Origin of the sequence: Leclercia sp. LSNIH8 (genome assembly GCF_002920195.1) — a bacterium.
Lineage (GTDB): Bacteria > Pseudomonadota > Gammaproteobacteria > Enterobacterales > Enterobacteriaceae > Enterobacter.
This window is the reverse complement of record NZ_PQJY01000003.1, coordinates 523,966-540,075: the sequence shown is the minus strand read 5'-3', so window position 1 is coordinate 540,075 and position 16,110 is coordinate 523,966. Positions and strand designations below refer to the sequence as shown.

Sequence of the window (16,110 nt, the reverse complement as noted above, 5' to 3'; positions counted from 1 at the left end):
GGGGTTGAGGTATCAGGCCTCTACTGTTCGCATCAGAGTCGCCAGCTCGTCTTTCACTGATTGTACCTGCGGGCCGATGACCACCTGCAAATTATGCTGGTTTAACTGTACCACGCCGATAGCACGGTTGGCCTTCAGGGCGTTGGTATCCACTCTGGACATATCCGCCACCGACAGGCGCAGGCGGGTGATGCAGTTATCCAGCGAGGTAATGTTTTCCGCACCGCCCAGCGCCGCCAGAATGGCAGGGGTGTTGTAGCCCGATTTGCCGATCGTGCCTGCAACTGCCTGTTCAACGCTGGTGGCCGCGTCGGTATCGCGTCCCGGTGTTTTCAGGTTAAAGCGGGTGATGGCGAAGCGGAAGATGCCGTAGTAGACCGCAAACCAGATCGCCGCCACCACCGGCACCAGATACCACTTGGTCGACAGGCCGTGCAGGATCCCGAACACCACAAAGTCGATGACGTTGCCGTCGGTGTTGCCGATGGTCACGCCTAACACCGCCATGATGGTAAAGCCCAGGCCGGTCAGCACGGCGTGAATGAGATACAGCACCGGTGCCACGAACAGGAACAGGAACTCGATCGGTTCGGTGGTACCGCCGACCACGCAGGCGATTACGCCGGAGATCAGCAGGCCTTTAATTTTATGACGGTTTTCCGGGCGGGCGCAGTGGTACATTGCCAGCGCCGCACCCGGCAGGCCGCCGAGGAAGGCCGGCATTTTACCCTGCGACAGGAAGCGGGTCGCGCTCTCGGAGAAGCCGTGGGTGGTCGGGCAGCTCAACTGCGCCTGGAAGATGGTCAGCGCGCCGCTCACGTCGTGACCGCACACTTCCATCGTGCCGCCCGCTTCCGTGAAGCGGATCAGGGCGACAAGAATATGCTGAAGTCCAAATGGCAGCAGCAGACGCTCACCGGTACCGAAGATCATCGGGCCAAAATCACCGGCGCTGTTGATAATACGGCCAATGCCGGTAATGCCCATGGCAAATACTGGCCAAATCAGCGGAATGATCAGACCAAACAGGCCCATCACCACCAGCGTCACAATCGGCACAAAACGGGTGCCGCCGAAGAAGGCCAGCGCATCAGGCAGACGGATATTGTGAAAACGTTCATGCAGCATCCAGATGATCACACCCGCGATCACGGCCCCGAGGATGCCGGTATCAATCGACTGAATACCAATTACGCTTTGAATGTTATTGGCTTTCAGTACTGCCGCGTCGGTGGTCGGCAGAATGCCTTTGGCGGTCAGCCAGAAGTTCACCGCCAGGTTCATCACCGCGTAGCCCACAAACCCGGCAAAGGCCGCCACGCCTTTGTTTTCGCGGGCCAGCCCCAGCGGGATGGCGATGCAGAACATCACCGGCAGGAAGCTAAAGGCAAAGGAGCCGACCTTGCTCATCCAGATAAAGATCGCCTGCAGCACGGGGTTGCCGAGGAACGGGATCAGGGTAATAACATCGTGGCTGCTGAGCGAACTGCCGATACCCAGCATGATCCCGCAGAAGGAGAGCAGAGCCACGGGCAGCATAAAGGTTTTACCCAGTTGCTGGAAAAACTCCCACAGCGAGATTTTTTGTGCTGCTTTCGCCGTCATAAAACGACTCCTTTATTGTTAAAATAAATTTACCTGCCTCAGTGCTGCGAGAAGATAAAACGTTTTATCAAAGTTTAGTGCGCGCTAAATCACATTCTCAGGCTTTGGCAGAGAGTATAAAGATAACGTATTGATAAAACGTTTTACCGATCTCATTATCAGGGAGACACCTCCACACATGGCTGTAGCGAAAAAAATTACCATTAACGACGTCGCGCTGGCGGCGGGTGTCTCCGTGAGCACGGTTTCACTGGTTCTGAGCGGGAAAGGGCGCATTTCCCCTGCGACGGGGCAGCGCGTCAACGAGGCGGTTGAACAACTGGGATTCGTTCGCAACCGCCAGGCCTCGGCGCTGCGGGGTGGACAAAGCGGGGTGATTGGCCTGATCGTCCGCGACCTGACCTCGCCGTTCTATGCCGAACTGACGGCGGGCCTGACGGAGGCGCTGGAAGCCCAGGGGCGGATGGTCTTTTTACTGCATGGCGGCCGGGAGGCGGATCAACTGCTCCAGCGCCTCGATATGCTGCTGACGCAGGGGGTGGATGGGGTGATCGTTGCCGGGGCCTCCGGGGTAAGCAATGAACTGTGCGAGCGCGCGGCAGCCAAAGGGGTTCCGCTGGTGTTTGCCTCCCGCGCCAGCTATCTTGACGAAGCGGATACCCTGCGCCCGGACAACATGCAGGCAGCACAAATGCTGACCGAACATCTTATTCGCCGCGGCCATCAACGGATTGCCTGGCTGGGCGGTAAAAGCTCGTCGCTGACGCGCGCCGAAAGGGTGGGAGGCTACTGTGCGACGCTGATCAAATACGGCCTGCCGTTCCACAGCGAGTGGGTGGTGGAGTGTGAATCCCGCCACAAGCAGGCGGCAGAGGCGATCGGCAACTTGCTGCGCGCCAGCCCCACCATCAGCGCCGTGATTTGCTATAACGATGTTATCGCCATGGGCGCCTGGTTCGGCTTAATCCGTGCCGGACGGCAGAGCGGGGAAGGCGGGGTGGAAACCTTCTTTGGTCATCAGGTGGCGCTGGGCGCCTTTGCGGATGTGTCAGAGAACGCGCTGGACGATCTGCCGATTGTCTGGGCCACCACCCCGGCGCGGGAAATGGGCTACACGCTGGCCGACCGTATTATGCAGCGGATCGATAAAGCCGACGTGCAGGCGGGGCATCAGATTGTATCGGCCCGCCTGGTGACGGTGAAATAACTTTACCCATGCGGCGTGAGCGGGTTACGCGCCAGCCGCGCCTCCAGTGCCTCGACAAACTTGCGCACCTTAAGCGGAATCAACCGCGACGTCGGGTAGACGGCCCAGACGGCCAGCGCTTCCGGCCTGGCATCCTCCAGCGCGATCCGCTCCACCAGGCCTTGCGCGAAGGCGGGCTCAAGGTACCAGCGGGACAGGTTGGCAACGCCCATGCCGCCCAGGCACGCCTCAAAGATCGCCTCGATAGAATTCGCCGAAAACCGCCCCGATACTTTCTGTTTGCTTCGCTGTCCCCCCTGGTCGAACGCCCAGTGGGTGGTATCAGAGGTGGTTAAACAGCTGTGCGCCGCAAGATCGCTGAGCGTTTTCGGATAGCCATGCTCCGCCAGATACGCTGCGCTGGCGCAGAGGTCACGGGGGTTATCACAGAGGCGATGCGCCACCAGACGGTTGTCCCGCAGCGGGGCGATACGTAACGCCACGTCTATTCCTCTGCCGACAATATCAACCTGCTCATCGGTGGCGAGCAGATCGACCTGCAGGGCGGGATGCTGGCGCATAAAGTCGGGCAGCATCGGGGCGATGATTTTACGGCCAAACGCCGCCGAGGCGGTAATGCGAAGCCGCCCGGAAAGGGAGGCGCCATCAGGAAAGAGGTCGGCCAGGGCATTGGTTTTATCTTCCAGCAGCGCCTGGGCATGGGGTAAAAAGACCTCGCCGTCGCTGGTGGGTGAAAGGGAGCGTGTGGTGCGATGCACCAGCCGCACGCCCAGCTCCGCTTCCAGATTATTCAGGCATCGCGAGGCCGCCATGGCGCTCATTGAGAGCCGCCGTGCGGCACCCGCCAGGCTTCCCGCTTTTATCGCTTCAACGAACACTTCCACATCGTCCAGTCTCATTATCTCGCATCCCGTTATACTGGCCTATCAAATTACACATCTACACTAATTGTCGTTATAGCGCCATAGTCACTCCACATCCTGATAAACAGTGAATTCGGAGTGAAGATGAAAAAGATGACAACGGTTTTAGCGCTCAGCAGCCTGTTTTTGGCGGGCTCTGTGTGGGCAGACGCACCCGCGCAGATTAAACAGCAGGTGCCGGGTTACTATCGCCTGGCGGTGGGGCAATATGAGGTAACGGCGCTTTTCGATGGCTACAACTATCTCTCGCCGTCGCTGTTAAAAGGGCTCTCAGCCGACAAAATTCGCGACCTGCTGGCGCAGCATAAGATTGATGCCGAGCGCATGCCCACCTCCTTTAACGCCTTTTTAGTCAACACCGGTAAGCATCTGGTGATGATCGACAGCGGGGCGGGCCACTGCGTGCCGCAAACCGCAGGGCAATTGATTCCCAACATGCAAGCCTCCGGATATCGTCCTGAGCAGGTGGATACTATCTTCCTGACCCACCTCCACCTGGACCATGTCTGCGGCCTGAGCGATGCCGCGGGTAAGGCGCTATTCCCGAATGCCACGGTTTACGTGCCGCAGGCGGAAGCTGACTACTGGCTGGATCCGGCGAAAGAGGCCAGCGCCCCCGCCAACGCAAAAGAGTATTTCGCTATCGCCCAACACGCCCTGGCCTCTTATAAAGCGGCGGGACGCCTGAAAACCTTCGTGCCGCCCGCCTCGCCGATCCCTGAAGTCCAGACGGCCTACGCACCCGGCCATACGCCCGGCAGCACGGTGTATCGTTTTGCCTCTCAAGGGAAAGGTATCAACTTTATCGGCGACCTGATTCACGCCCCTGCGGTGCAGTTCCCGCACCCGGAAGTATCGATTCGCTTTGACGTGGATGCGCAAAAAGCCACCTCATCACGTGGGCAGGAGTTCAACGCCCTGGCAAAAGAGGGCGAATGGATGGCGGCAGCGCACCTGGCGTTCCCGGGCATCGGGCACATTACCGCCAACGCTCAGGGTTACAGCTGGAACCCGGCGATTTATGGCCCGTATCAACGTGCGGCCGACGTGCCATTGCTGAAATAAGACGAGGAGAACAGAATGAAAAGTTACACCGTAACAGCGAATGGCATCCGTCAGTTTGTGGTTGAAGAGGGGGAAGGCGCGCCGGTGATCCTGCTCCACGGCTTCCCGGAAACAAACTACGCCTGGCGCTATCAGATTCCGGTTCTGTCGAAGCATTACCGGGTAATAGCCCCGGACTTGCGCGGGTACGGAGAAACGGATAAACCGGCCTCCGGCTACGATAAACGCACTATGGCGCGGGATATCCTGGAACTGATGAACGCCCTGGGCCTGAAGAAAGTGGTGCTGGTGGGGCACGACCGCGGCGCGCGTGTCGCCACCCGCTTTGCGAAAGATTATCCGGAACGGGTGGATCGTCTGGTGGTGATGGATAATGTCCCGACGCGTATCGTCGCGCGGGATTTAAACGCCTCCATCGCCCGGGCGTACTGGTTCTTTCTGTTCCACCTGGTGCCCGATCTGCCGGAAGCCCTGATTGCCGGTCGGGAGCATATCTGGCTACGCCACTTCTTCTCGGACTGGACTTACGATCCTTCCACCATCAGCGGCGAGGCGTTTGATACCTACGTCCGGGCCTATCAGGCACCCGGTGCCGTGCGGGGGGCGATGGCCGATTATCGCGCCAACGCAGAGGATGTGGCGCAGGATCTGGCGGACGCGGAGGTTAAAATTGCCTGCCCGGTGATGTCGCTGTGGGGTAATGATTTTCACGCCGTGGGTAAGCTGTTTGATATGCAGAGCGTCTGGGCGGAAATGGCGGACGATCTGAGGGCGTATGGTATTGAAGAGTGCGGGCATCTGCCGCAGGAAGAGCAACCGGAGCAAGTGAACGCTCTGCTGATGGACTTCCTGACCGGCTGGAAAGGATGACTGGCAATAAAAAACCCCTCCGCAGAGGGGTTTTGCTGTTTACTGCTGAGGAACCGCAGGCGCTGGCGGAGCAGCCGGTGCTGGCGGAGCCGCAGGTTCATCCGGTACCGCCAGGTTCAGGGCCGGTACGCCAAACATGCCGACAAACTCCTCCAGCGGCATCTTCTGGCCATTCAGGGTCACCTGACCATTGCTGTACTGCAGGCTGGTGCCGATCACGTTATCTTCCACGGTGGTGATGCGGAACATCTGTCCCATCGCCGCCAGGCCTTTCACCTGCTGGCTGGCCAGCTTGCCGGCATCATCCTCGTTATAGCCTTCCAGCTTCGCAATCTGGGTCATGAATTCGGTTGCCATGTCCATCGGGATGGTCAGCTTGCTCTCCAGCGATTTCACGCTGCGATCCACTTCCTGCGCCAGGGTCTGCGCTTCACCGGTGGCGGTGGCGGGATCCTTCATGAACAACGAGAGGTTGAAGTTGGTTTCGCCTTTGCTGTTTTTCCAGCTCAGCGGCGCGATAGTCACCACCGGCTCGCCTTTGAGCAGGATCGGCAGATTACCGAAGAAAGCTTCCGCCGCTTTCTGCTGATAGAGCGCCGGATTGTTGGTCATCAGCTCTTTATCTGCCAGCAGCGCCTGGCTCTGGGCGCGATAATGCTGGCTGAACTGGTGCCATGCCTGACCGTCAATATTGCCGATCTTCAGGGTCAGCTTGCCGGTACCCAGATCCTGATTCTGCACTTTCAGGCTCTTCAGGTTGTAATCCAGCTGGCTGTTGATGCTCTTGCCATCTTTAGAGAGATCCGCGGTGGCTTTCAGATCTGTGCCTTCCAGCACCGCCATCTCTTTGCCTTCAATGGCGATAGCCATTTTATCGAGGGTCAGTTTCTGATCGCCGATGCGCTCGTCAAAACTGGTCAGACGGCTGTTGCCATCAATGCTCAGGTTATTGAAGGTCAGCTGGACTTTCTGATCGTACTCGTTCACCGCGTTGACCCGGCCGCTTGCCGCTTCACCTTTCAGCGAGACGTTTTTGCCGTCGCGATCGGCATCAAGCTGGAAGTTACCGCCGCTGAACGCAACCTGCTCGTCGCCATTCTCGTAATTCAGGGCTTTCAGGGCGATATCAGAACGGGTATCACCGGCATAGCTGATGCGCGTATTGACCTCAAAAGGCGACTCATTTTTCGCCAGATCGAACAGCGGTTTAGAGGCTTCGTTATTGACCAGCGTCGATTTGACCGAGGCCATAGAGGGGATGAGGTTGAAGGATTTCAGCTGGGCCAGCGGGAACGGACCGTGGTCGACATCTTCGTTCAGCACCAGGCTCTGTCCCGGTTGCAGCCACGGATTAGTGGTTCCTGCTACCGGCTTAACGACCATCTGCAGATGGCTGCTGAACACGCCGCGCTGATAATCCTGATAGCTCAGCTCCAGCCCGGCTTCTGGCGCGGTACGCTTAAGTTCACTGTTCGCCTGGGCCACCATCTCGCCCAGACGGCTCTCCAGCTGTTTCCCGGTGTACCAGGCCGCGCCCGTCCAGACCAGCCCTAATGCAACAATAACGCCTGCAGCTATAACCGATTTTTTCATCGTGATTATCCATAAAATGAAACCGAGCGGTGAAAACCGCCCGGTGAGGTCATAAGGTTAGCAATAGCTTAGCAAAAATTGTTAAAAAATTCAGCAGGTCACTGGAGCTTGTTGAATACCCGCGCCAGACGCCCGACGCCGCTGACGCTAACCGGGGAATCATTCGCGGCAATAAAGGCCGACTCACCAGGCTTCAGCACCAGGCGCTCCTCGCCCTTGCTCAGCACCGCTTCACCCTCAACGCAGAAGAGAATAGCCGCGCTCTGCTGGGCAATACGGGTCTCTTCGCTGCTGAGATCGTGCAGGGAAAACGCAAAGTCCTCCACCGGGATGGGGAAGTCCAGCTCTGCGCCGTTTTTAACCGGCTGGGTGAGCAGTTCAGCTGCCGGTTTCGCGACGAATTTGACGTTGGCTACCAGTTCAGGGATGTCGATGTATTTCGGCGTCAGCCCCGCACGAAGTACGTTATCGGAGTTAGCCATTACCTCCAGCGCCACCCCTTGCAGGTACGCATGCGGCGTTTCGGCAAACAGGAACATCGCTTCGCCCGGCTCCAGTTTCACCACGTTCAGCAGCAGTGGAGAGAAGAGGCCGCTGTCGTCCGGGTAAAATTCCGAAATCACGCGGATGGTCTGCCAGGGTTCGCCTTTCTGGCTGTTCAGGGCCGCTTTCAGTACCGCCAGCGCACGGGATTTTTCGTCCCCCTGCATATTCAGCAGGCTGGCGAAGAGGTGGCTCAGGCGATCGGCATCCGGTTGTTCGAGGAAGTGAGCAATGGCGCTGTGCGCCCCGGCAACCGGCTGCAGCAGCGAAACGATCTCAGAGAACTCGCGGAAGGCGTTCATCGCCAGGAACGGCGTCAGGGCAAAGACCAGTTCCGGTTTGTGGTTCGGATCTTTATAGTTACGCTCGGCGGCGTCCAGCGGAATGCCTGCCGCGTTCTCTTTCGCAAAACCCGCTTCGGAGGCCTGCTTGTTCGGGTGAACCTGAATAGAGAGCGGCTGATCGGCGCACAGCACCTTAAACAGGAACGGCAGCTCGCCAAAGCGTTCGGCGACGGCGCTGCCCAACAGCGTGGCTTTATCACCCTCGATAACGTCACGCAGGGAACGTTCGCCCTGGGCATCGGTAATTTTTGAGCTGCTCTTCGGGTGCGCCCCCATCCACAACTCTGCCATCGGGAGGTTGTCCGGGTTGGCGATACCGTAGAGATCCGTTAACGCAGTTTTACTTCCCCAGGCGTAGTGCTGCACTGAGTTGATGAGTTTTTGCATTATCAAGCCCTGTTTCAAATGTGGAATTAACTGCCCGTATTAAAGCAATAAACCGGGCGGATGTAACCTGCGCGCGGAAAAAGTCGTACTAGTCTCAGTTTTTGTTAAAAAATTGTGTAGGATAGGCTGACTCGCTTTTAAGCAGGGCAGCGGAACATCTGCTCTAAATAAACAGACCGAAGCAGTAAGTGAGAGATCAATGTCGAATAAACCCTTCCATTACCAGGATCCTTTCCCGCTGGCCAAGGATCAGACCGAATATTACCTGTTAACCCGCGACCACGTTTCTGTCTCTGAGTTTGAAGGACAGGAGATCCTGAAAGTTGACCCGCAGGCCCTGACTTTACTGGCGCAACAGGCGTTCCACGATGCCTCGTTCATGCTTCGCCCGGCGCATCAGCAGCAGGTGGCCGATATCCTCAGCGACCCGCAGGCCAGCGAAAACGACAAGTACGTCGCCCTGCAGTTCCTGCGTAACTCCGATATCGCGGCAAAAGGCATTCTGCCAACCTGTCAGGACACCGGCACCGCCATCATCATGGGTAAAAAAGGCCAGCGTGTCTGGACCGGTGGCGGCGACGAAGCGGCCCTGGCGCACGGCGTGTATAACACCTATATCGAAGACAACCTGCGCTATTCACAAAACGCCCCGCTGGATATGTATAAAGAGGTGAATACCGGCACCAACCTGCCGGCGCAAATCGACCTCTACAGCGTGGATGGCGACGAATACAAATTCCTCTGCATCGCCAAAGGCGGCGGTTCAGCGAACAAAACGTATCTCTATCAGGAGACCAAAGCGCTGCTCACGCCGGGCAAGCTGAAAAACTACCTGGTGGAGAAGATGCGCACCCTCGGCACCGCGGCCTGTCCGCCGTACCACATTGCCTTTGTGATCGGTGGCACCTCGGCGGAAAGCACCCTGAAAACCGTTAAGCTGGCCTCGACCAAATACTACGACAATCTGCCGACTGAAGGTAACGAGCACGGCCAGGCGTTCCGCGATGTTCAGCTTGAGCAGGAACTGCTGGTGGAAGCCCAGAACCTCGGCCTTGGTGCCCAGTTTGGCGGCAAATATTTTGCCCACGATATCCGCGTGATCCGTCTGCCGCGCCACGGCGCATCCTGCCCGGTGGGGATGGGCGTCTCCTGCTCGGCGGACCGCAACATTAAAGCGAAGATCAACCGCGACGGGATCTGGATCGAGAAACTGGAGAACAACCCAGGTAAATACATTCCGGAAGCGCTGCGCAAAGCGGGCGAGGGCGAAGCGGTACGCGTTGACCTGAACCGTCCGATGAGCGAGATCCTGGCTCAGCTCTCTCAGTACCCGGTCTCCACCCGTCTGTCACTGAACGGCACCATTATTGTCGGTCGCGATATTGCGCACGCGAAGCTGAAAGAGCGTCTGGATAACGGCGAAGGGCTGCCGCAGTACATCAAAGATCACCCGATCTACTACGCGGGCCCGGCGAAAACCCCGAACGGCTATGCCTCTGGTTCCCTGGGGCCAACCACCGCCGGACGTATGGACTCCTATGTCGATCAGCTCCAGGCCAACGGTGGCAGCATGATCATGCTGGCGAAGGGCAACCGCAGCCAGCAGGTGACTGACGCATGCCACAAGCACGGCGGCTTCTACCTCGGCAGCATTGGCGGCCCGGCTGCGGTACTGGCGCAGGGCAGCATCAAGAGCCTCGAGTGCGTGGAATATCCCGAACTGGGGATGGAAGCGATCTGGAAAATTGAAGTGGAGGACTTCCCGGCGTTTATCCTCGTGGATGACAAAGGTAACGACTTCTTCAAACAGATCCAGTCCTCCCAGTGTTCGGCCTGTGTGAAGTAATCTGACAAGCCGGGTGGCCGCACGCCACCCGGCACAAAAAGAGCGCACAAAGCGCCATACCCTTTCGTCGTTCTCATCAATACTTATTTCTTTGAGCTGTGAGCAATCCACTTCAGTGTTATCAAGGAGAAAGTAATGACCACCTCACGCAGTGAGAAAGATTCGATGGGCGCCATTGAGGTCCCGCAGGACAAACTCTGGGGCGCGCAAACCCAGCGTTCACTGGAACATTTCCGTATTTCCACTGAGAAAATGCCGGTTTCGCTGATCCAGGCTCTGGCGCTGACCAAACGCGCCGCAGCCAAAGTAAACCAGGATTTAGGCCTGCTGGCGGCGGAAAAAGCCAGCGCCATCATCAGCGCCGCCGATGAAGTGCTGGCGGGTAAACATCCTGATGAATTCCCCCTCGCCATCTGGCAGACCGGCTCCGGCACCCAGAGCAACATGAACATGAACGAGGTGCTGGCGAACCGCGGCAGCGAGCTGCTTGGCGGCGTGCGCGGCATGGAGCGCAAGATCCACCCCAACGATGACGTCAACAAAAGTCAAAGCTCCAACGACGTTTTCCCGACGGCGATGCACGTGGCGGCGCTGATTGCCCTGCGCGAGCAGCTGATCCCCCAGCTGAACGTGCTGAAGCAGACGCTGAACGAGAAAGCCCGCGCCTTCGCCGATATCGTCAAGATTGGCCGTACCCACCTGCAGGATGCCACGCCCCTGACCCTCGGCCAGGAGATCTCCGGCTGGGTGGCGATGCTTGAGCACAACCTGCGCCATATCGACCATAGTCTGCCGCACCTGGCGGAGCTGGCGCTGGGCGGCACCGCGGTAGGCACCGGGCTCAACACCCATCCTGAATACGCGGTGCGCGTGGCGGAAGAGCTGGCGACCATCACCGGGCAGCCGTTTGTCACCGCGCCGAACAAGTTCGAGGCGCTGGCGACCTGTGACGCGCTGGTCCATGCCCACGGGGCGCTGAAAGGGCTGGCGGCCTCGCTGATGAAAATCGCCAACGACGTGCGCTGGCTGGCCTCTGGCCCGCGCTGCGGCATCGGTGAAATCAGCATCCCGGAGAACGAGCCGGGCAGTTCCATCATGCCGGGGAAAGTGAACCCGACCCAGTGCGAAGCCATGACCATGCTCTGCTGTCAGGTGATGGGCAATGACGTGGCGGTGAATATGGGCGGCGCCTCGGGCAACTTTGAGCTGAACGTCTATCGCCCGATGGTGATCCATAACTTCCTCCAGTCGGTGCGTCTGCTGGCGGACGGGATGGAGAGTTTTAACGAGCACTGCGCGGTAGGCATTGAACCGAATCGCGAGCGCATCAGCCAGCTGCTCAACGAGTCGTTAATGCTGGTGACGGCGCTCAATACCCATATCGGCTATGACAAGGCGGCGGAAATCGCCAAAAAAGCGCACAAAGAGGGGCTGACCCTGAAAGCCTCCGCCCTGGCGCTGGGGTATCTCACCGAGGCCGAGTTCGACAGCTGGGTCCGCCCGGAAGCGATGGTCGGTAGCCTGAAATAGCTACTCCGCCACGTAAAGGTGCAGTCGCGGGATGATCAATCGCAGCGGCTGCGCCTGCGGCTTATAACGGTGCTGAACGTTGTCAGCATCGTAATTCAGCAATTCACCAATGTCCGGGATCACCGCCCCCTGATCGGCATCGTACAGGGCGATCAGCGGCGTCGGGCAAGCGTACTGCACCTGCTTTTGCTGCCCGGCATACCAGACCCGGGCAATAGGCTGCACCTTCACCGGCCGCTTGATCTTCAGCCGCGCTTGCGCAGGCAGGGAGTGAATGGCCGTGTATTCGGCCTCCAGCCGCTCCACCCACTGATCCCGCGACCAGGGCGCGACGGCACGTGGGGACTTCAGGCTTTTTTCCAGCATCGCCAGCACCTCATCGCGGGTGAAATTTTTGATGATGTGCTTATTGGCCCAGCCGAAGCGCAGGGTGGCGGGGTGGTTAATCACCGTTAACGTGCGATAGGCGTTGAGGGTAATCAAACCTGGTAGCTGGTGATGCACCCACTCAAAGCGGGCGGCGGGAGCCAGGCCTGACTCCTCGGTGACGATTTTTTCAAATGCTGCTTTTAAGGCGTTAATGCTCGCGATCTGTTCCGTAAGCTGCATCCGGTGGGCGGCATCACTCTGCAGGCAGATCACCCCCGGCAGGCGCACGGCGACCTTGCTGCTGCGGTTCTCCGACTGCTGCTGGATAAACAGGTGCCGATAGTGCTGGAGCGCCATCGTCAGCGCCTCCTGGCCGATATGCTGTTTCACCGGGATGGCGTTAAGGGGATCGTGCTCGGCGCCTTTGGCGACGTCCGGCAGGGAGAAGACGCGGCCCGCCAGTAAGCGGCAGGTTTGCAGATCGTCCGTGAGTTGCGCCAGTTCGTGCTCCATCTGACGAAAGGTTGAGTTTAAGCGTTCGATAAGATCGTAAGTTGCCATAGCACACCACATTAGTTACAACATACTTAATTTATAGCACAGCACGCCCGGTCAGGCCAGCGTGCGGTAAAGGTCAATCAGGGATGGGCAGGGCGATATGATGCCAGACGGGCCAGGTAAAGCAGAACCGGGCGCCGCCGAGATCGCTGGCTTCGCAGCTGACATCCCCCCCAAGCGCCTGGGCAATAGAATAGACGATCGCCAGCCCGAGGCCGCAGCCGCCGGTGGCGCGGTCCCGGCTCGGGTCGAGACGGACAAAAGGCTCAAACACCCGCTGGCGGGCCTCTGGCGCGATGCCGGGGCCATCATCCTCCACCGACAGCAATGCCCGGCTGCCGTTCAACTGCAACGCGATACGCAGGGTGTTATCGCTGTAGCGCAGGGCGTTGTTAACCAGGTTATCCAGCACCCGTTCCATCAAACGCATATCCAGCGCGCCGTAGTCGCCGTTGACGCTGTCGATCAGCAGGGTGCGCTGCGGGTTGACGCTCTGCACGTCTTCAACGTAGCTGCGCAGCCATGCAGGCAGATCCGGGGTGGTGAGCTTGAGTTCATTCTGCGGACGGTCGAGGCGGGCATAGGTCAGCAGCTCTTCAATCAGCGCCTCCAGCTGGCCGATATCGCGGTTCAGCGCCTGCGACTCCGCCGCGGTCAGGTTTTCACTCATCTCCAGCCGGTAGCGCAACCGTACCAGCGGGGTGCGCAGCTCGTGGGCGATACCGTCGATCAGCTGTTTTTTGCTGGCGATCAGGGCGTTGATATTGTCTGCCATCTGGTTAAAAGCCACCCCCAAACGCTCAAAGCTGGACCCGCTGTCGAAGTGGATCCGCTCGGTCAGGTGCCCGTCGCCGAAACGCTGGGCGGCGGCCTCGAGGCGCAGCATGTCCTGCCAGTGGGGGCGCATCCAGATAAACACCGGGAAGGCCAGCGAAATGGCGATAAAGGCCAGCAGGGCGATATCCAGCAGGCGCATCTGATGCAGGAAGTAGAGATAAGGTACCGGGCCGACCGCCAGGACGTAATGGCTGCGCGGAATACGCTGAATAAAGGTGTACTGATCGTCCAGCGCCACGATATCGCCTTCGCGCAGCCGCTGCATGGTCGGGGCATCCAGGGTGTATTTCTTCAGCGGCTCAATGCGCAGTTTGAATGACAGGTTCAGATCCAGCTCTTTGATGGTGCGTGCCCAGTCGTGAGGGGGGATCTCACGCAGTTCACTGCGCATCAGATAGAGCGAGCTTTTCATCAAATCATCCAGCGACTGTCTGCCCGCCCGCTCGGCGGTGAACTTATAGACCAGCCCAACCAGCATGGTCATCACCAGGAAGCAGACGAACAACAGAAGGTAAAACTGCACAAACAGTTTTTTCATGAAATATCACCCAGCTACAACGCGTTAAAAAGGCTGCCCGAACGTAAGATTGACTCGCTAAGAGCGGGCATCGCCTACTTTACGCAATGGGCTGCCGCATGGCATAGCGAATGTTGAAGGTTTTGCCTTGTTTCATCACGTCCGCTTGCACATGCCAGGCGTCTTCAATCAGAGCAGGGGTCAGCACCGCATCAGGCGGGCCGCTGGCTATCACGCTGCCGGATTTCAGCAGGACCAGCCGGTGGCAGTAGTTGGCGGCGAGATTCAAATCGTGCAGGGCCACCACCACCGTAATGGGTAGCTGCCTAATCAGCGTCATCAGCTCCAGCTGATACTCGATATCCAGATGGTTGGTCGGCTCATCGAGGATCAGCAGCCGTGGCTGCTGGGCCAGGGCGCGGGCAATCTGGCAGCGCTGCCGCTCTCCGCCGGAAAGCTGCCGCCACAGCCGGTGACGCAGCCCGTCAAGTTTCATCAGGCGGATAGCGTGCTCAACTGCCTGGTCGTCCTTTTCACTCCAGCCAAAAAGCCCCCTGCGGTGTGGCGTGCGCCCCAGCCGGACAATCTGCTCCACGTAGAGATCGCCATCCACTCCGGCATGCTGGGGAACAAAGGCCAGCTGTTTGGCCCGATCTCTCACGGAGATTTTATTGAGCGGGGTGCCGTTCAGCTGAATATGGTGCGCATGACGCGGGAGTAACCCGGCCAGACAGCGCAGCAGCGTCGATTTTCCCGAGCCATTTGGCCCTAACAGGCCGACGATTTCACCCGCCTCCAGTTGCAGATTGATGTTGTTCAACACGTTGCGGGACTGGAAGGTGACCTGCAATCCGCTTAATGAAAGGTTCATACGTTTTTCTCCCGGCTGCGATAGAGCAGAACCACAAAGGCAGGCGCGCCGACTAACGCGGTGACCACACCAATGGGCAGGACCTGATGGGTGATGAGCGTGCGGGAAACCACATCGGCGAGGATCATGAAATGACTCCCGATCAGGAAGGTCAGGGGAATTGAGCGGCGATGCCCGGGGCCGCACAGCATCCGGGTAACGTGCGGGATCACCAGCCCGATAAACCCCACCGCGCCAATAATACTGACCATTACCGCCGTCACCAGCGCGCAGGTGAGCAGCAGGATAATGCGCACCAGGGTGACCGGCACGCCGAGGGTAGTGGAGACTTCATCGCCAAAGGTGAAGGTATCCAGCGCTCGTGAAAAGGCGAAGATCACCATAAATCCGGCCAGCACGACCACCAGAGCCAGAATAGCATCCGGCCAGCGAACCCCGCTCAGGCTGCCCAGCAGCCAGAACATCACGCTGCGTGACTGCTCGGCATTGGCGAAGGTGCTGACAATGTAGGCGGTCAGGGCGTTAAAGAGCTGCGTCCCGGCGATGCCCGCCAGCAATATCCGTGGTGGGCTGTCGGTCATGCCGTGGGTGATAAGCATGATAAGCCCGAACGCGCAGCAGGCGCCGATAAAGGCGCCGCCGCTGATGCCCAGCGTGCTGCCGCCAATCCCCAGCAACATCACACAGACGGCCCCCAGCGATGCGCCGGAGGAGATCCCCAGCAGATAGGGCTCCGCCAGCGGGTTTCGCAGGATGGCCTGCATCACCAGGCCGCAGAGCGCCAGCCCCCCTCCGCTGCAGGCGGCCATCAGCGCCCGGCTCATGCGGTACTGCCAGACAATGCCTTGCTCAATCTGGGGCAGCACATAGCTACCCAGACCCAGACCGTTGAGAATGGCTTTACCTGCGTTCGCATACGACACCGGCATATCCCCGACGGTGGCAGCGAAAACCAGCATCAACGGCAGCGTCACTATCCCAACGGCCATCAGGCTATGCTGCCGCCAGCGCGGCAGGGTAAAGGGGGCGCGGAGAGTCATGATAC

13 protein-coding genes are annotated in these 16,110 nt (G+C 58.9%); 5 read left to right on the top strand and 8 right to left on the bottom strand.

The window, feature by feature from the left end; all coding sequences use genetic code 11:
• Positions 1-12: 12 nt before the first annotated feature.
• Complete coding sequence (malX, locus tag C3406_RS11025; protein WP_103824547.1) at positions 13-1,605, bottom strand: maltose/glucose-specific PTS transporter subunit IIBC; 1,593 nt, start codon at positions 1,603-1,605, stop codon at positions 13-15.
• 178 nt (positions 1,606-1,783) lie between these two features.
• Here malX and C3406_RS11020 point away from each other — a divergent pair, with 178 nt between their 5' ends.
• On the top strand, positions 1,784-2,812 hold the full coding sequence (locus C3406_RS11020; RefSeq protein ID WP_103824546.1) for a Mal regulon transcriptional regulator MalI: 1,029 nt from the start codon (positions 1,784-1,786) through the stop codon (positions 2,810-2,812).
• A gap of 2 nt (positions 2,813-2,814) precedes the next feature.
• Here the strand turns inward: C3406_RS11020 and C3406_RS11015 are convergent, their stop codons facing one another.
• On the bottom strand, positions 2,815-3,711 hold the full coding sequence (locus C3406_RS11015; RefSeq protein WP_103824545.1) for a LysR family transcriptional regulator: 897 nt from the start codon (positions 3,709-3,711) through the stop codon (positions 2,815-2,817).
• 117 nt (positions 3,712-3,828) lie between these two features.
• On the opposite strand from C3406_RS11015, the gene C3406_RS11010 reads away from it, so the two are divergent.
• Positions 3,829-4,800, top strand: a complete 972-nt coding sequence (locus C3406_RS11010; RefSeq protein WP_233210558.1) for an MBL fold metallo-hydrolase — start codon at positions 3,829-3,831, stop codon at positions 4,798-4,800.
• Between the two features lie 15 nt (positions 4,801-4,815).
• The gene (locus tag C3406_RS11005; RefSeq protein ID WP_103824543.1) at positions 4,816-5,670 is read left to right on the top strand and encodes an alpha/beta fold hydrolase; all 855 of its coding nucleotides are present in this window, start codon (positions 4,816-4,818) and stop codon (positions 5,668-5,670) included.
• A 39-nt stretch (positions 5,671-5,709) separates the two neighbouring features.
• On the opposite strand, the gene C3406_RS11000 is transcribed toward C3406_RS11005, so the two are convergent.
• Complete coding sequence (locus C3406_RS11000) at positions 5,710-7,263, bottom strand: YdgA family protein (RefSeq protein WP_103824542.1); 1,554 nt, start codon at positions 7,261-7,263, stop codon at positions 5,710-5,712.
• Between the two features lie 98 nt (positions 7,264-7,361).
• A complete protein-coding gene (manA, locus tag C3406_RS10995) occupies positions 7,362-8,537 on the bottom strand; it encodes a mannose-6-phosphate isomerase (RefSeq protein ID WP_103824541.1) in 1,176 nt (391 codons plus the stop codon).
• Between the two features lie 199 nt (positions 8,538-8,736).
• Between manA and fumA the strand changes: the two genes are divergently transcribed.
• Positions 8,737-10,383, top strand: coding sequence for a class I fumarate hydratase FumA (gene fumA, locus C3406_RS10990; RefSeq protein ID WP_103824540.1), 1,647 nt, complete (start codon positions 8,737-8,739; stop codon positions 10,381-10,383).
• Between the two features lie 135 nt (positions 10,384-10,518).
• Positions 10,519-11,913, top strand: a complete 1,395-nt coding sequence (gene fumC, locus C3406_RS10985; RefSeq protein WP_103824539.1) for a class II fumarate hydratase — start codon at positions 10,519-10,521, stop codon at positions 11,911-11,913.
• Here the strand turns inward: fumC and tus are convergent, their stop codons facing one another.
• The 4 genes from tus to C3406_RS10965 form a co-directional block, all read right to left on the bottom strand.
• Positions 11,914-12,843: a DNA replication terminus site-binding protein gene (gene tus, locus C3406_RS10980; RefSeq protein WP_103824538.1), complete on the bottom strand. Its 930-nt coding sequence runs from the start codon at positions 12,841-12,843 to the stop codon at positions 11,914-11,916.
• A gap of 73 nt (positions 12,844-12,916) precedes the next feature.
• Positions 12,917-14,215 (bottom strand): two-component system sensor histidine kinase RstB, encoded by a 1,299-nt coding sequence (gene rstB / locus C3406_RS10975; RefSeq protein ID WP_103824537.1) that lies wholly within the window; start codon positions 14,213-14,215, stop codon positions 12,917-12,919.
• 79 nt (positions 14,216-14,294) lie between these two features.
• A complete protein-coding gene (locus C3406_RS10970) occupies positions 14,295-15,065 on the bottom strand; it encodes an ABC transporter ATP-binding protein (RefSeq protein ID WP_103824536.1) in 771 nt (256 codons plus the stop codon).
• The gene (locus tag C3406_RS10965) at positions 15,062-16,105 is read right to left on the bottom strand and encodes an iron chelate uptake ABC transporter family permease subunit (protein WP_233210563.1); all 1,044 of its coding nucleotides are present in this window, start codon (positions 16,103-16,105) and stop codon (positions 15,062-15,064) included. The genes C3406_RS10970 and C3406_RS10965 overlap by 4 nt, the downstream gene beginning before the upstream one ends.
• Between the last annotated feature and the right edge of the window lie 5 nt (positions 16,106-16,110).

What these genes read in the sequence shown, in the direction of transcription:
- malX (WP_103824547.1), bottom strand. Translation starts at nt 1,605, where the DNA reads ATGACGGCGAAAGCAGCACAAAAAATCTCGCTGTGGGAGTTTTTCCAG.
- C3406_RS11020 (WP_103824546.1), top strand. Translation starts at nt 1,784, where the DNA reads ATGGCTGTAGCGAAAAAAATTACCATTAACGACGTCGCGCTGGCGGCG.
- C3406_RS11015 (WP_103824545.1), bottom strand. Translation starts at nt 3,711, where the DNA reads ATGAGACTGGACGATGTGGAAGTGTTCGTTGAAGCGATAAAAGCGGGA.
- C3406_RS11010 (WP_233210558.1), top strand. Translation starts at nt 3,829, where the DNA reads ATGACAACGGTTTTAGCGCTCAGCAGCCTGTTTTTGGCGGGCTCTGTG.
- C3406_RS11005 (WP_103824543.1), top strand. Translation starts at nt 4,816, where the DNA reads ATGAAAAGTTACACCGTAACAGCGAATGGCATCCGTCAGTTTGTGGTT.
- C3406_RS11000 (WP_103824542.1), bottom strand. Translation starts at nt 7,263, where the DNA reads ATGAAAAAATCGGTTATAGCTGCAGGCGTTATTGTTGCATTAGGGCTG.
- manA (WP_103824541.1), bottom strand. Translation starts at nt 8,537, where the DNA reads ATGCAAAAACTCATCAACTCAGTGCAGCACTACGCCTGGGGAAGTAAA.
- fumA (WP_103824540.1), top strand. Translation starts at nt 8,737, where the DNA reads ATGTCGAATAAACCCTTCCATTACCAGGATCCTTTCCCGCTGGCCAAG.
- fumC (WP_103824539.1), top strand. Translation starts at nt 10,519, where the DNA reads ATGACCACCTCACGCAGTGAGAAAGATTCGATGGGCGCCATTGAGGTC.
- tus (WP_103824538.1), bottom strand. Translation starts at nt 12,843, where the DNA reads ATGGCAACTTACGATCTTATCGAACGCTTAAACTCAACCTTTCGTCAG.
- rstB (WP_103824537.1), bottom strand. Translation starts at nt 14,215, where the DNA reads ATGAAAAAACTGTTTGTGCAGTTTTACCTTCTGTTGTTCGTCTGCTTC.
- C3406_RS10970 (WP_103824536.1), bottom strand. Translation starts at nt 15,065, where the DNA reads ATGAACCTTTCATTAAGCGGATTGCAGGTCACCTTCCAGTCCCGCAAC.
- C3406_RS10965 (WP_233210563.1), bottom strand. Translation starts at nt 16,105, where the DNA reads ATGACTCTCCGCGCCCCCTTTACCCTGCCGCGCTGGCGGCAGCATAGC.